This window comes from Stenotrophomonas maltophilia, from assembly GCF_006974125.1.
Taxonomy (GTDB): domain Bacteria; phylum Pseudomonadota; class Gammaproteobacteria; order Xanthomonadales; family Xanthomonadaceae; genus Stenotrophomonas; species Stenotrophomonas maltophilia_O.
On the sequence record NZ_CP037858.1, the window covers coordinates 41,261 to 55,088 of the forward strand.

Below are 13,828 nucleotides of genomic sequence, written 5' to 3' on the forward strand. Positions count from 1 at the left end.
AGCCCGGCGGCCAACCGGGCTTGAACCCATCCTGGGGGAGGGGATGAATCAGGCCGCGTCGAGGCCTGCGCGACGGGTCTGGGCCTTGATCAAGCGATCCATGGTGCGCAAGGAGCGGTCGCCGAGGGCGAGGGCGGAATCGACCCATACCTTGGTGATCTCCAGCAGTTCGTCGTAGCTGACAGCCTGGGCAATGCTGCGTGCGGCGTTCATTGCCAGATAGGACTGTGGGGTACGTTGCTGTTGGCGGATCAGCTCCTCAACTGCGGCACGACCTTCGCCCTTCTTCACCAGTACATCGACGATGCCCAGCGCATGCATTTCCTCGGCGCTGTAGACACGGCCGTCAAGGATGATCTTCTCGGCCAGGTGCGGTGACACCCGCCGGCACAGGAAGGAATAGGCCCCCATGCCGGGGAAAAGGCCGAACAGCACTTCGGGCAGGCCCATTCCGCTGCCTTCCTCGGCCACGATGGTGTGGCAGGCCAATGCCATTTCCAGGCCACCGCCAAGCGCGTCACCCTGGATCAGGGCAATCGAACGCACGTCGCCGCCGAATCCGGTATGCAGGTGGTGCACGCCTTCCACGCACCGCTGGGCGTAGTTCAGCAGGAGGTCGCGGTTGCCTTCGCGGATCAGGCGGGTGAACAGGTCCAGGTCGCCCCCCAGGTTGTAGGCGACGGCATCGGACGCCAGCACGAAATGCCGCAATGTGCCGCTGTGGCGCTCGGCGGGGCTGCGGGTGATGGCGGCCATGAAGCTCCACATCTCGTCGAGCATGTCCTTTCGGCAGCACGGACGGATGCCGGTGGCAGCATCGGCGTGCATGAACAACCAGTGGGCATTGCCGTCGGCGCTGTCCTCGGTACGGATGGTGGCAAAACGCGAGCCGCTGCTGGGCAGCTTTTCGATGGTACTCATGGAAGGGTCCTCGGCATGCGGCCCGCAGAGTCAGGTGGGTGGCCGGCGGGCCGAACGGTCCACACACGCGGCGATGCTACACCGCCACCGGGGCGCCGCATGCGAAAGGGCCCGGAACGTTTCCGTCCCGGGCCCGATGCCGTTCAAATTGCCCGAAACCCTTACTGGGCGGGCGTATCGCGGAGTTCGCGACGGAGGATTTTGCCGACGTTGGTCTTCGGCAGTTCCTTTCGGAATTCTACGATTTTGGGGTGCTTGTAGCCGGTCAGGTTGGCCCGGGCATGCTCCTTGACCATTTCGGCGGTCAGGTTCGGGTCCTTCTTCACGATGACCACCTTGACCACCTCGCCGGACTTCTCGTCCGGCACGCCGACCGCAGCCACTTCCAGCACGCCGGGCATCATCGCGATGACATCCTCGACTTCGTTCGGGTACACATTGAAGCCGGACACCAGGATCATGTCCTTCTTGCGGTCGACGATGTAGAAGAAGCCGTGTTCGTCCATCTTCGCCATGTCGCCGGTGTGCAGCCAGCCGTCGGCATCGATGGCCTTGTCGGTTTCTTCGGGACGCTGCCAGTAGCCCTTCATCACCTGCGGGCCCTTGATGCAGAGTTCGCCGACCTCGCCCAACGGCAGGATGTTGCTGTTGTCGTCCTTGATGCAGGCATCGGTGGACGGGATCGGCAGGCCGATCGAACCGTTGTACTCGGTGAGGGTCAGCGGGTTGATGCAGGCCGCCGGCGACGTCTCGGTCAGGCCGTAGGCCTCGACCAGCGTCACGCCGGTGACCTTTTTCCAGCGTTCGGCCACGGCGCGCTGCACGGCCATGCCGCCCCCCAGGGTGACCTTCAGCGACGAGAAGTCGACCGTGTCGAAACCGGGGGTATTGAGCAGACCGTTGAACAGCGTGTTGACGCCGGTGATGGCAGTGAAGCGCACCGACTTGAGTTCCTTGACGAAACCCTTCATGTCGCGCGGATTGGTGATCAGGTGATTGCAGCCACCGAACTTCATGAAGACCAGGCCGTTCGCGGTCAATGCGAAGATGTGGTACAGCGGCAGGGCGGTGATGATCCACTCCTTGCCCATCTCGATGCCCGACGCACTGATCCAGGCCGAGGCCTGCTGCATGTTGGCGATCAGGTTGCGGTTGGTCAGCATCGCACCCTTGGCGACGCCGGTGGTGCCGCCGGTGTACTGGAGGAAGGCGATGTCGTCGTGGTCGATCTCGACCGGCGGAAGCGTGTGGCGGCTGCCCAGCTTGAGCGCCTGCCTGAAGCGGACGGCGCCCTTGATGTGGTAGTTGGGCACCATCTTCTTGACGTACTTCAGCACGAAGTTGACGATCGCGCCCTTGGCGCCAAGCAGGTCGCCGAGGCCGGTGGTGACCACGTGCTTGACCGGCGTATCGGCGATGACCTGTTCGACGGTGTCGCCGAAGTTGTCGACCACCACCAGGGCACTGACGCCCGCGTCGACCAGCTGGTGCTTGAGTTCGCGCGCGGTGTACAGCGGGTTGACGTTGACCACGGTGAGGCCTGCGCGCAGCACGCCGAAGGTGGCTACCGGGTACTGCAGGCAGTTGGGCATCATCAGGGCGACGCGGTCACCCTTCTTGAGCTTGAGCTCACCCAGCAGGTAGGCCGCGAACTGGGTGACCAGCGCATCGGTCTCACCGTAGGTGAGCACCTTGCCGAAGCTGGAGTAGGCCGGACGGTCGCGGAATTTCGCGACGGAAGCGTCGAAGACCGAAGCTACCGAATGGAACTCGTTGACGTCGATTTCGGCGGGAACGCCTTTCGGATAGCTCTGCAGCCAGGGACGATCCAGACTCATATTCCCCCTCCAGGAATCGTGATGTATTAGGTTCCGGCCCTGAGCGTAGCGACAATGGCCGTTCATTGCAGCATACCCCGCCGTAGGGAAAACGCGAAGAGGGGGTTGCGTGGCGCATTGTGCGAACGCGTCAAACGCCGCCGGGCATGGCCCGGCGCTACCGAAGGCAGAGCGCGCCTGGTAGCGCCGGGCCATGCCCGGCGGGGGGTTCACCGTGAGCGGCCGGCTCAGCCCTGCTTGCGCACCGGTGCACCATTGGCCTTGTAGTACGGCGCGGTGCTGCGGGCCAGCGGGGTGCGGCCGCGGATCACGTCGGCCAGCTTCTCGGCCATCATGATGGTCGGCGCGTTGAGGTTGCCGGTCACCACCTGCGGCATGATCGAGGCATCGACGATGCGCAGGCCTTCCAGCCCGTGCACGCGGCCCTGGCCATCGACCACCGCCATCGGGTCATCGGCATGGCCCATCTTGTTCGAGCACGACGGGTGGTAGGCGGTCTCGGCATGCTCGCGGACGAACGCATCGATCTGCGCGTCGGTCTGCAGCGCGCTGCCCGGCGAGATCTCGCGGCCGCTGTACGGTGCCAGCGCCGGCTGCGCGAAGATCTCGCGGGTGATGCGGATCGCTGCACGGAACTCGCGCCAGTCCTGGTCGTGCGACATGTAGTTGAACAGGATGCTGGGATGTTCGCGCGGGTCCTTCGAGCGCACATGGATGCGGCCGCGGCTCGGCGAGCGCATCGAACCGACGTGCATCTGGAAGCTGTGCGCCTTGATCGGGTTGGAGCCGTTGTAATTGATCGCCACCGGCAGGAAGTGGTACTGCAGGTTCGGCCAGTCGAATTCGGCGTCGCTGCGGATGAAGCCACCGGCCTCGAACTGGTTGCTGGCGCCGATGCCGGTGCCCAGGAACAGCCACTCGGCGCCGATCGCCGGCTGGTTGTACAGCTTCAGTGCCGGGGCCAGCGACACCGGCTTCTTGCACTCGTACTGCAGGTACATCTCCAAGTGATCCTGCAGGTTGGCGCCGACGCCCGGCAGGTGGTGCACCAGGTCGATGTCCAAGCTGCGCAGCAGGTCGGCCGGGCCGACGCCGGAGCGCTGCAGGATCTGCGGCGAGGCGATGGCGCCGCCGCACAGCAGCACTTCGCGGCGGGCGGTGGCACGCTGCGGCTGGTCGTTGTGCAGCCACTGCACGCCCACCGCGCGCTTGCCCGAGAACAGGATGCGGTCGGTCAGCGCGTGGGTGACGATGGTCAGGTTCGGGCGCGGCTTGGCCAGGTCCAGGTAGCCGCGGGCGGTGCTGGAGCGACGGCCCTTCGGGGTCACCGTGCGGTCCATCGGGCCGAAGCCTTCCTGCTGGTAGCCGTTGAGGTCGTCGGTGCGCGGGTAGCCGGCCTGCACGCCGGCCTCGACCATCGCAGCGAACAGCTCGTTGTTGCCGGCCTTCGGCGTGGTCACGCGCAGCGGGCCATCACCACCGTGGTAGTCATTGGCGCCGATATCGCGGGTTTCAGCCTTGCGGAAGTAGGGCAGGCAGTCCAGGTAGGTCCAGTCTTCCAGGCCCGGCATGCTGGCCCAGTTGTCGTAGTCCATCGCGTTGCCGCGGATGTAGCACATGCCGTTGATCAGCGAAGAGCCACCCAGGCCCTTGCCGCGGCCGCAGTCCATGCGGCGGTTGTTCATGAAGGGCTCGGGATCGGTCTTGTACGCCCAGTTGTAGCGCTTGCCCTGCAACGGGAAGGCCAGCGCCGCCGGCATCTGGGTACGGAAGTCGAGCCGGTAGTCCGGGCCACCGGCTTCCAGCAGCAGCACGCTGACATCGGCATCTTCGGTGAGGCGGGTGGCCAGCACGTTGCCGGCCGAACCGGCGCCGATGATGATGTAGTCGTACTCGTTATGGGTGCTCATGGGTGTCTCCTGCAGGCCGGGGCGCGCTGCATGCAGGCGTCCCGGCGGAATGTCGGATCGGCACGATGGCCGGACGATGGGGCGCGCAGGGCGCGCCGGTCAGAACACGCTGGCGTAGTCGCCCAGCTCGACCTGCACCGACTTGATGCGGGTGTAGTGGCCGAGGGTCGAGATGCCGTTCTCGCGGCCGACGCCGGATTCCTTGTAGCCACCGACCGGCATTTCGGCCGGCGACTCACCCCAGGTGTTGATCCAGCAGATGCCGGCTTCCAGGCGGTGGATGATGCGGTGGGCGCGGCTGACGTCCTTGCTGACCACGCCGGCGGCCAGGCCGAAGGTGGTGTCGTTGGCACGACGCACCACTTCGTCTTCGTCGTCGTAGGCAAGGATGCTCATCACCGGCCCGAAGATCTCTTCCTTGACGATGGTCATGTCATCGCGGCAGTCGGAGAACACGGTCGGCAGCACGTAGGCGCCGTTGGCCAGCGCGCCTTCGGTGGCGCGGCCGCCGCCGGTCAGCAGGCGGGCGCCTTCGGCCTTGCCGCTTTCGATGTAGCGCAGCACGTTTTCCATGTGCGGGAAGCTGGTCAGCGGGCCGAAGTTGGTCTCGGCGGCCATCGGGTCGCCGATGCGGATGCGCTTGACCCGCTCGACAACGGCCGCTTCGAATGCGGCCAGCATGCTGCGCGGCACGAACACGCGGGTGCCGTTGGTGCAGACCTGGCCGGAGCTGAAGAAGTTGGCCATCACCGCGATGTCGGCGGCGCGGTCGAGGTCGGCGTCATCGCAGATCACCAGCGGTGACTTGCCGCCCAGCTCCATGGTCACTTCCTTCAGCGACGAGGACGCGGCGCTGGCCATGACCTTCTTGCCGGTGGCGACGCCGCCGGTGAAGGAGATCTTCTCGATCACCGGGTGCTCGGTCAGCCACTGGCCGATCTCGCGACCGGGGCCCTGCACGACGTTGAACACGCCGGCCGGCACGCCGGCTTCGGTGTAGATCTCGGCCAGCCGGATCGCGGTCAGCGGGGTTACTTCCGACGGCTTGAACACCATCGCGTTGCCGGCGGCCAGGGCCGGAGCCGACTTCCACATGGCGATCTGGATCGGGTAGTTCCAGGCGCCGATGCCGGCGACCACGCCCAGCGGCTCGCGGCGGGTGTAGAAGAAGCTCGATTCGCGCAGCGGCAGCTGGATGCCTTCGATGGCGGTGGCCAGGCCGGCGTAGTACTCGACCACGTCGGCACCGGTGACGATGTCCACGGTGGTGGTCTCGGCCAGTGCCTTGCCGGTGTCCAGGGTTTCCAGGTGGGCCAGCTCGTCGTTGCGTTCACGCAGGATCTCGACGGCGCGGCGCAGGATGCGCGAACGCTCCATCGCGGTCATCGCGGCCCACGCCTTCTGGCCCTCGGCCGCGCTCTGCACGGCGCGCTCGACGTCGGCCTGGCTGGCGACCTGTACTTCGGCGATCACCTCGCCGGTGGCCGGGTTGACGGTCTTGAAGGTCTTGCCGCTGGTGGCATCGACGCGCTGGCCGTGGATGTAGAGCTGTTGGACGGGCAGGGTGGTCATGGACGTACTCCTTGGAAGGGGGCGGGTGCTGCAGCGCTTATAGCGCGACAGCCTGCAACTGGAAGTCGATGTAGCCGTAAGCGATGCGCCGGGACTTCTCGGCATTGAACTGGCCGCCGACCAGGCTGCCGCGCAGCCACAGGCCATCGATCATCGCGGCCAGGCCGCGGGCGGCCAGGCGGGCCTGCGGGTGGGGCAGCAGGCGGTTGAACTGGTGGCACAGGTTGGAGAACAGGCGCTGGTCGTTGGCGCGCTGCAGCCGGGCCAGTTCCGGCTGGTGCATGCTCGCTGCCCAGAAGGTGAGCCAGACGCGCATGGCGGTGCCGTTGATCTGGCTGTCGTCGAAGTTGCCATCGACGATGGCGCGCAGCTGCTCGCGCGGGTCGTCGCTGGCGTCGGCGCGGTAGCGGGCGACCGCGTCCTTCAGTTCACGCAGGATCTGCCGCATTGCAGCATTGAGCAGGCCGTCCTTGTCGCCGAAGTAGTGGGCGACGATGCCGCTGGACATCCCTGCCTTCTTCGCGATGGTGGCGACGGTCGCATCGGCCATGCCGATCTCGTCGATGGTCTGGAAAGTGGCCCGGATCAGCTGCTCGCGCCGTACCGGTTCCACGCCTTTCTTCGGCATTGTCTCTCCACGGATTGCGACCCGAAGGATCGGGCTGCCCGCCATTATGCTTTTTATTGATTGAACGTTCAATCAATAAACCCTAGGATGCGCTCGCGCCCCACGCCATGGGCCCGGTTTACCGGTCCGGCCCCGCCCATGTGCTCCCTCGGACTTGATGAGACGACCCCATGTCTTCCCTGGCTCATCCCAAGCGTTCGCCCCTGCGCTTGAACCGTTTTGTCTTTTTCAGCTCCTCGGTGTCGATCGGCATCCTCGGGCTGCTCACCGTTCTCTATCCCGAAGGCAGCGAGCACTGGCTGCAGTGGGCGCAGGCCGAAGTGTCGGCCGCGTTCGGCTGGTGGTACATGCTGCTGATCGTGCTGTGCCTGGGCTTCGTGCTGTGGCTGGCGTTCTCGCCGTATGGCCGCATCCGCCTGGGCCACAACGAGGAATCACCGGCCTTCGGTTACGTGGCCTGGGTCTCGATGCTGTTCTCGGCCGGCATCGGCATCGCGCTGCTTTACTACGGCGCCTACGAGCCGCTGGACCACTTCCTCAATCCGCCCGGGCAGCCCGGCGGGACCGTGGCCGCCGGCCGCGAGGCGATGGTGCTGACCTTCCTGCACTGGGGCCTGCACGGCTGGGCGCTGTATGCGCTGGTCGGCGTGGCGCTGGGCTATTTCGCCTACCGCCGCGACCTGCCGCTGGCGTTGCGCTCGGCGCTGTACCCGATCTTCGGTGAGCGCATCCATAGCCGCATCGGTGACATGGTCGATGGCTTCGGCATCCTGGCCACGCTGATCTCGATGGTGACCAACCTCGGCATCGGCGCGCTGGTGGTGCAGTCCGGCCTGGTCTACCTGTTCCACATTCCGGACACGCCGCAGGTGCTGGTCGCGATCGTGCTGGTGATGATGGTGGTGGCCACCATCGGCGTGGTGGCCGGTGTGGAGAAGGGCATTGCCTGGCTCTCCAACCTCAATGTGCGCCTGCTGTGCGGCCTGCTGCTGTTCGTGCTGGTCACCGGCCCGACCCTGCACCTGTTCGATGGCCTGATCCAGAACACCGGCGACTACCTGGGCGCCTTCGTGCGCAAGAGCTTCGACATGTACCTCAACGACCCGAAGGGCCGTGAGTGGATGGGCTCGTGGACGCTGTTCTACTGGGCGTGGTGGATTGCCTGGGCACCGTTCGTCGGCCTTTTCGTGGCGCGCATCTCGCGCGGCCGCACCATCCGCGAAGTGATCATGGGCGTACTGCTGATCCCGCTCGGCTTCACCCTGGCCTGGCTGTCGATCTTCGGCAACACCGCCATCGACCTGGTGCTCAACCACGGCCAGGCGATCCTGGGTGACGTGGCCCAGCACGATGCGGCGATGACGCTGTTCAAGTTGCTGGAGTACCTGCCCGCCGCGCCGTACGTCGCGGGTGCCGCGGTGGTGATCGGCTTCGTGCTGTTCCTGACCCCGGTCGATTCGGGCACGCTGATGATCGCCAACCTGTGCACGCGTCGCGTTGACGACGGCGTGGAAGATGGCCATGACGCACCAATCTGGCTGCGCGTGTTCTGGGCGGCGGGCATCACCGTGGCCAGTGTCGGCCTGCTGCTGGCCGGCAACTTCAGCGCGATGCAGACGGCGGTGGTGCTGTGCGGCCTGCCGTTCTCGTTCACCCTGGCGTTCTACATGTGGGGCCTGCTGAAGGCGCTGCGCACCGACCCGGATGCGCCGCGCCGGTGATTGGGCATCCGGCGCATATTCCGACGGCGCCGGAGATCCAGTAGAGCCAGGCCATGCCTGGCTGCGGAGAAACAAGAAGGGCCGGATCCGTGAGGATCCGGCCCTTTCGTCTTCTGTGTAGCGCCGACCCCATGCTCGGCCGCTTTCCTGCCAACGGCAGCCGAGCATGGCTGGCTCTGCAGATGAAGCGCCGCCTGATGGGCAGCTGAAGGCATCGGGTCGCACGGAATTTCGTAGATCTCTTAAAGACATGCAGGGCAGTCCGCGGCAATCATTGACCAACGCGTCCTTCCGGAGTTGAACGATGGTCCGAGTCCTGATCTTTGCACTGACGCTCACCTTCTCTGCGCTTGCCACCGCTGCACCTGGCGCGTTGGTGCAGTTGAATCATCCGGTGATTGCCCTGGGTGAGTCCGCGGTGCTGGACCTGCAGCTGCCGTCGCATCCTGGTGGGCTGGTGACTTATTCGATCCACACCAACGCCTATGCGAGCGAGGAGAACAGCGGCTATCGGGTGCTGGATGTGCGCTGTCCGCCGGGCTTCCTGTCCAATGTCTACCAGGGGAACTCCGGTGCGGTGTGCTATCGCGTAGAGGAAACGCCGCATCCGGCTGCTGAGATGTCGGTGGTGGTGTTCAACGAGGATGCGCCGGACGGGCATCTTGAGTGGGCGGAGGGCCTCTGGTTGCTGGACGCCAGTGGCCCTCCGGTGAAGACGTCGTGGCACCTGTTTGGTGTGCGGCCCTGATCTTGAGGGTCGATGTGCGAGCTGATGCGAGCGGGCGAGCTGGCAGACAAAAAAGGCCGGATCCATGAGGATCCGGCCCTTCTTCTTGTTGAGCCGAGCGCGGGCTCGGCTGTACAGGTGAAGCGTTACTTGCTGGCCAGCTGGCGCAGCACGTACTGCAGCAGGCCGCCGTGATGGGCGAGGAGGCGCGCTTGCGAACCACTGGTTCGCGCGTCTCCGCAGCGCCCCCGCGCTGGCGCGGGGGCCGGGCTTCCGCCCGTTGGTACCGTGGGAAGGCTCAGCGACCTGCCAGCTGCCGCAGCACGTACTGCAGCAGGCCGCCGTGGCGGAAGTACTCGACTTCCTTCGGGGTCAGCAGCATCACCGAAACCTCGAAGCTCTTCTTGGTGCCGTCGGCCTTGGTCGCGGTGACCGTGGCGCGCTTGCTGGCACCGTCCTGCAGGCCGGTGACGTCGATCACTTCCGAGCCGTCCAGGCCCAGGGTCTGCGCGTTTTCGCCGTTGCGGAACTGCAGCGGCAGCACGCCCATGCCGACCAGGTTGGAGCGGTGGATGCGCTCGAAGCTCTCGGCGATGACCGCCTTCACTCCCAGCAGCAGGGTGCCCTTGGCCGCCCAGTCACGCGACGAGCCGGTGCCGTACTCCTTGCCGGCCAGCACCACCAGCGGCACCTTGTCGGCCTTGTACTTCATGGCCGCATCGTAGATCGCCAGCTTCTCCGGCTGGCCGCCGCCGGCCGGGTAGTACAGGGTGTTACCGCCTTCCTCGCCACCGAACATCAGGTTCTTGATGCGGATGTTGGCGAAGGTGCCGCGGACCATCACGTCATCGTTGCCGCGGCGGCTGCCATAGCTGTTGAAGTCGGCCGGCTGCACGCCGCGTTCCTGCAGGAAGCGGCCTGCCGGCGAGTCCTTCTTGATGTTGCCGGCCGGGGAGATGTGGTCGGTGGTGATCGAGTCGCCGAACAGGCCCATCACGCGTGCGCCGTGCACGTCGTCGATGCTGCCGGTCTGCATGGTCATGCCATCGAAGTACGGCGGGTTCTTGATGTAGGTGGACGCGTCGCTCCACTCGTACAGGTTGCCGTCCGGCGAGGCGATGGTGTTCCAGCGGGTGTCACCCTTGAACACATCGGCGTAGTTCTGCTTGAACATCTCCGGGCCGATGGTGGCGGCGATGACATCGCCGATTTCCTTGTTGCTCGGCCAGATGTCGCGCAGGAACACCGGCTGCCCATCGCTGCCGGTACCCAGCGGCTGGGTGGTCAGGTCGATGTCGGTGGTGCCGGCGATGGCGTAGGCCACCACCAGCGGCGGGCTGGCCAGGTAGTTCATCTTCACTTCGGGATGCACGCGGCCCTCGAAGTTGCGGTTGCCCGACAGCACCGAGGTGACCACCAGGTCGCCGGTGGCGATGCCGGCGCTGACTTCGGTCGGCAGCGGGCCGGAGTTGCCGATGCAGGTGGTGCAGCCGTAGCCGACCACGTAGAAGCCGATCTTCTCCAGCTCCTTCAGCACGCCGGCCTTTTCCAGGTAGTCGGTGACCACGCGCGAACCTGGACCGAGCGAGGTCTTCACCCACGGCTGGCGGTTCAGGCCCTTGGCGGCCGCATTGCGGGCCAGCAGGCCGGCGCCGATCATCACCGCCGGGTTGGAGGTATTGGTGCAGGAGGTGATGGCAGCGATGACCACTGCACCATCCTTCAGGCGGACCTTGCGGCCTTCGGTTTCGATATCGGCGTAGCCCTTGGCCAGCTGCTCGTTGCCGACGGCCGCGCCGCCGCCTTCATTGACGAAGGAGGAGACGTCGTCGCTGCGCTTGTCACGGTTGGCGGTCATGCCGACCAGCGCTTCGCGGTAGTTCTTCTGCACGTCTTCCAGCAGCACGCGGTCCTGCGGGCGCTTGGGGCCGGCCAGCGACGGCTTCACCGTGCCCATGTCCAGTTCCAGCGTGGTGCTGTACTGGGCGTGCGGGCTGCCCGGCTCGTGCCAGAGGCCCTGCGCCTTGGCGTAGGCCTCGACCAGCTCGATCTGCTCTTCGCTGCGGCCGGACAGGCGCAGGTAGTTCAGCGATTCGGCGTCGATCGGGAAGATGCCGCAGGTGGCACCGTATTCCGGGGCCATGTTGCCGATGGTGGCACGGTCGGCCAGCGGCAGGTGTTGCAGGCCATCACCGTAGAACTCGACGAACTTGCCGACCACGCCCAGCTTGCGCAGCATCTGGGTGACGGTCAGCACCAGGTCGGTGGCGGTTGCGCCTTCGGGCAGCTTGCCGGTCAGCTTGAAGCCGACCACCTGCGGGATCAGCATCGACGACGGCTGGCCGAGCATGGCGGCCTCCGCTTCGATGCCGCCCACGCCCCAGCCCAGCACGCCGATGCCGTTGATCATCGTAGTGTGGCTGTCGGTGCCGAACACGGTGTCCGGGTAGGCAACAGCCTTGCCATCCTTGTCCACGGTCATCACCACGCGGGCCAGGTTCTCCAGGTTCACCTGGTGGACGATGCCGGTGTTTGGCGGCACCACCTTGAAGTTGTCGAAGGCCTTCTGGCCCCAGCGCAGGAAGCCGTAGCGTTCCTGGTTGCGCTGGAATTCGATCTTGCCGTTGAGGTCCAGCGCGTCCGGCTTGCCGAACACGTCGACCTGCACCGAGTGGTCGATGACCAGTTCGGAGGGGATCTGCGGGTTGATCTGCTCCGGCGAGCCGCCGAGCTTGACCACCGCGTCGCGCATCGCGGCCAGATCGACCACGCAGGGCACGCCGGTGAAGTCCTGCAGGACCACGCGCGCCGGCATGAAGGCGATCTCGGTGTCCGGTTCGGCCGCCGGATTCCAGCGGGCCACGGCTTCGATGTGGTCCTTGCCTACGGTGATGCCGCCATCCTCATGCCGGAGCAGGTTCTCCAGCAGGATCTTCATCGAATAGGGCAGGTGGGAGATATCGAAGCGCTGGCCCAGCGTGGGCAGGCTGAAGTAGTCGTAGGTCTTGCCGCCGACATTCAGCTGGCTGCGGGTGGAGAACGAATCGCTCATGCGGGGTAACTCCTTCTTGCGGATGGCTTGCTCTGGCCCGTGCGTCTACGGGCCTGCTTGCGGTCGCCGGTGGCATTCCGGCCCCGGATCCTGCCCAGTATCGGCGATCCAGCGCCCGGCAATGACCCGGCTGGCTTGGAACGCAAGGTTACAGCGGTGTGTGTAGCCTTCGTGTCAGCGCGTGCGGTCGTTGCCTGCCGGTCCGAACGCAGACGGGGCGCCCATGGGCGCCCCGTCCGGGAGTGCGTGTCGAGCAGGGCTTACTTGCCGTTGGCGGCATCCAGCAGTGGGTTGCCGGTCTTGCCGACGGCGTTGCTCTTGGACTTGGCCGTCAGCACACCCTGCTTGTTGAACTCCAGGACGGTTGCTTCCTGGATGTTCTTGCCGAAGGTTTTGATCTTCACGTAGTCGTAGTACCAGACCTGGGTGTCGCCCAGCTGTTCGCGGCGGCTGGGTGCGCCGAACTTTTCACGGACCTGGTCCTGGCTGGTCTTGCCGACTTCCAGGGTGTCCATCTGCTGTTGGGTGATCTCGACGCCGGTGGTGTAGGCGCCGAACGGATTGGCGTGGGCTGCGGTCGTCGAAAGGGCCAGCGGGGCAGCCAGCATCAGGGCAAGGGTCAAGGCGCGCATGGAACATCCTTTTATGGCGGGTGGGTACGGGCGGCACGCGGCGCGTCCAGCCCGGGGCCGCAGCAGGTCGCTGCGGCGCCAGTCTAACCCCCGGATGCGACCAGCATAGGATCGCGGTCACGGATTGGGCGGGTTTGTCGCGGATGTCGCGAGTATGTATAATTCATGCATACTTTTTGAGGCGTACCCCATGGAAGCCACCGTTGCTGAACGCGGACAGATCACCCTGCCCAAGGCGGTGCGTGATGCCCTTGGCCTGACCAAGGGCACGCTGCTGAAGGTCGAGCTGGACGGCAGCCGCATCATCCTGCGCAAGAGTGTTGACGATGCCATTTCACGGGCGCGCGGCAAGTTCGCGCTGGACGGCTTCGAGTCGTCCGAAGCGGCAGTACGCGCGGTGCGTGACGAGGAGTAAGCCGTGATGATCGCCGTCGATTCGCCGGTGCTGGTCGAGCTGCTCAGCAATGGCCCGCAGGCCGATGCGGTGGAAGCCATCCTCCGGCAGAGCCTGGTCGGTGGCCGCGTAGTGGTCTGTGGCGCGACCCTGGCCGAAGTCTGCGCATCGCTGCGCGGCGGCGCCGAAGTGCTCGAAGCACTGGAAGAGATGGGCGTGCACTTCAATCCGATGGAGGCCAAGTCGGCACTGCGCGCGGGCGAGATGCACCGCCGTCATCGCCAGCGTGGAGGCAGCCGCCGCAGCCTGGACGAATTCATGGTCGGCGCCCACGCACTGCTGCAGTGCGATGGCCTGATCACCTGGAACGACACGTTTTACCGCGACTACTTCAAGGGCCTGAAGCTGATCGTGCCGCAAGCCTGAGCCCACT

Annotated in this window: 11 protein-coding genes; 4 read left to right on the forward strand and 7 right to left on the reverse strand. The window is 65.7% G+C overall.

The window, feature by feature from the left end:
- Nucleotides 1-48: 48 nt before the first annotated feature.
- The 5 genes from EZ304_RS00175 to betI form a co-directional block, all read right to left on the reverse strand.
- Nucleotides 49-921, reverse strand: coding sequence for a crotonase/enoyl-CoA hydratase family protein (locus EZ304_RS00175; RefSeq protein ID WP_142805893.1), 873 nt, complete (start codon nucleotides 919-921; stop codon nucleotides 49-51).
- A 161-nt stretch (nucleotides 922-1,082) separates the two neighbouring features.
- A complete protein-coding gene (locus EZ304_RS00180; protein WP_142805894.1) occupies nucleotides 1,083-2,759 on the reverse strand; it encodes a long-chain fatty acid--CoA ligase in 1,677 nt (558 codons plus the stop codon).
- Nucleotides 2,760-2,986: 227 nt separating this feature from the next.
- Entirely contained in the window at nucleotides 2,987-4,669 is a 1,683-nt protein-coding gene (betA, locus tag EZ304_RS00185) for a choline dehydrogenase (protein WP_006441623.1), read from the reverse strand.
- Between the two features lie 99 nt (nucleotides 4,670-4,768).
- Nucleotides 4,769-6,241 (reverse strand): betaine-aldehyde dehydrogenase, encoded by a 1,473-nt coding sequence (betB, locus tag EZ304_RS00190; RefSeq protein ID WP_142805895.1) that lies wholly within the window; start codon nucleotides 6,239-6,241, stop codon nucleotides 4,769-4,771.
- Between the two features lie 37 nt (nucleotides 6,242-6,278).
- Entirely contained in the window at nucleotides 6,279-6,869 is a 591-nt protein-coding gene (gene betI / locus EZ304_RS00195; RefSeq protein WP_142805896.1) for a transcriptional regulator BetI, read from the reverse strand.
- Between the two features lie 170 nt (nucleotides 6,870-7,039).
- Between betI and EZ304_RS00200 the strand changes: the two genes are divergently transcribed.
- Nucleotides 7,040-8,590, forward strand: coding sequence for a BCCT family transporter (locus EZ304_RS00200; protein WP_142805897.1), 1,551 nt, complete (start codon nucleotides 7,040-7,042; stop codon nucleotides 8,588-8,590).
- A gap of 304 nt (nucleotides 8,591-8,894) precedes the next feature.
- The gene (locus EZ304_RS00205; RefSeq protein ID WP_142805898.1) at nucleotides 8,895-9,338 is read left to right on the forward strand and encodes a hypothetical protein; all 444 of its coding nucleotides are present in this window, start codon (nucleotides 8,895-8,897) and stop codon (nucleotides 9,336-9,338) included.
- Between the two features lie 277 nt (nucleotides 9,339-9,615).
- Here the strand turns inward: EZ304_RS00205 and acnA are convergent, their stop codons facing one another.
- Together acnA and bamE are read right to left on the reverse strand one after the other, a co-directional pair.
- Nucleotides 9,616-12,369, reverse strand: a complete 2,754-nt coding sequence (gene acnA / locus EZ304_RS00210) for an aconitate hydratase AcnA (protein WP_142805899.1) — start codon at nucleotides 12,367-12,369, stop codon at nucleotides 9,616-9,618.
- A gap of 260 nt (nucleotides 12,370-12,629) precedes the next feature.
- Nucleotides 12,630-13,001 (reverse strand): outer membrane protein assembly factor BamE domain-containing protein, encoded by a 372-nt coding sequence (bamE, locus tag EZ304_RS00215; protein ID WP_142805900.1) that lies wholly within the window; start codon nucleotides 12,999-13,001, stop codon nucleotides 12,630-12,632.
- A 190-nt stretch (nucleotides 13,002-13,191) separates the two neighbouring features.
- Here bamE and EZ304_RS00220 point away from each other — a divergent pair, with 190 nt between their 5' ends.
- Together EZ304_RS00220 and EZ304_RS00225 are read left to right on the forward strand one after the other, a co-directional pair.
- Nucleotides 13,192-13,416 carry an AbrB/MazE/SpoVT family DNA-binding domain-containing protein gene (locus tag EZ304_RS00220; RefSeq protein ID WP_099554759.1) on the forward strand — a complete coding sequence of 75 codons (225 nt, stop codon included), beginning with the start codon at nucleotides 13,192-13,194 and terminating at the stop codon, nucleotides 13,414-13,416.
- 6 nt (nucleotides 13,417-13,422) lie between these two features.
- Complete coding sequence (locus EZ304_RS00225) at nucleotides 13,423-13,821, forward strand: type II toxin-antitoxin system VapC family toxin (RefSeq protein WP_005409506.1); 399 nt, start codon at nucleotides 13,423-13,425, stop codon at nucleotides 13,819-13,821.
- Nucleotides 13,822-13,828 lie beyond the last annotated feature (7 nt).

Excerpts from the sequence above, each read along its gene's own strand:
- betB (WP_142805895.1), bottom strand. The coding sequence starts at position 6,241 with ATGACCACCCTGCCCGTCCAACAGCTCTACATCCACGGCCAGCGCGTC.
- bamE (WP_142805900.1), bottom strand. The coding sequence starts at position 13,001 with ATGCGCGCCTTGACCCTTGCCCTGATGCTGGCTGCCCCGCTGGCCCTT.
- betI (WP_142805896.1), bottom strand. The coding sequence starts at position 6,869 with ATGCCGAAGAAAGGCGTGGAACCGGTACGGCGCGAGCAGCTGATCCGG.
- EZ304_RS00220 (WP_099554759.1), top strand. The coding sequence starts at position 13,192 with ATGGAAGCCACCGTTGCTGAACGCGGACAGATCACCCTGCCCAAGGCG.
- EZ304_RS00175 (WP_142805893.1), bottom strand. The coding sequence starts at position 921 with ATGAGTACCATCGAAAAGCTGCCCAGCAGCGGCTCGCGTTTTGCCACC.
- EZ304_RS00200 (WP_142805897.1), top strand. The coding sequence starts at position 7,040 with ATGTCTTCCCTGGCTCATCCCAAGCGTTCGCCCCTGCGCTTGAACCGT.
- EZ304_RS00205 (WP_142805898.1), top strand. The coding sequence starts at position 8,895 with ATGGTCCGAGTCCTGATCTTTGCACTGACGCTCACCTTCTCTGCGCTT.
- EZ304_RS00180 (WP_142805894.1), bottom strand. The coding sequence starts at position 2,759 with ATGAGTCTGGATCGTCCCTGGCTGCAGAGCTATCCGAAAGGCGTTCCC.
- EZ304_RS00225 (WP_005409506.1), top strand. The coding sequence starts at position 13,423 with ATGATCGCCGTCGATTCGCCGGTGCTGGTCGAGCTGCTCAGCAATGGC.
- betA (WP_006441623.1), bottom strand. The coding sequence starts at position 4,669 with ATGAGCACCCATAACGAGTACGACTACATCATCATCGGCGCCGGTTCG.
- acnA (WP_142805899.1), bottom strand. The coding sequence starts at position 12,369 with ATGAGCGATTCGTTCTCCACCCGCAGCCAGCTGAATGTCGGCGGCAAG.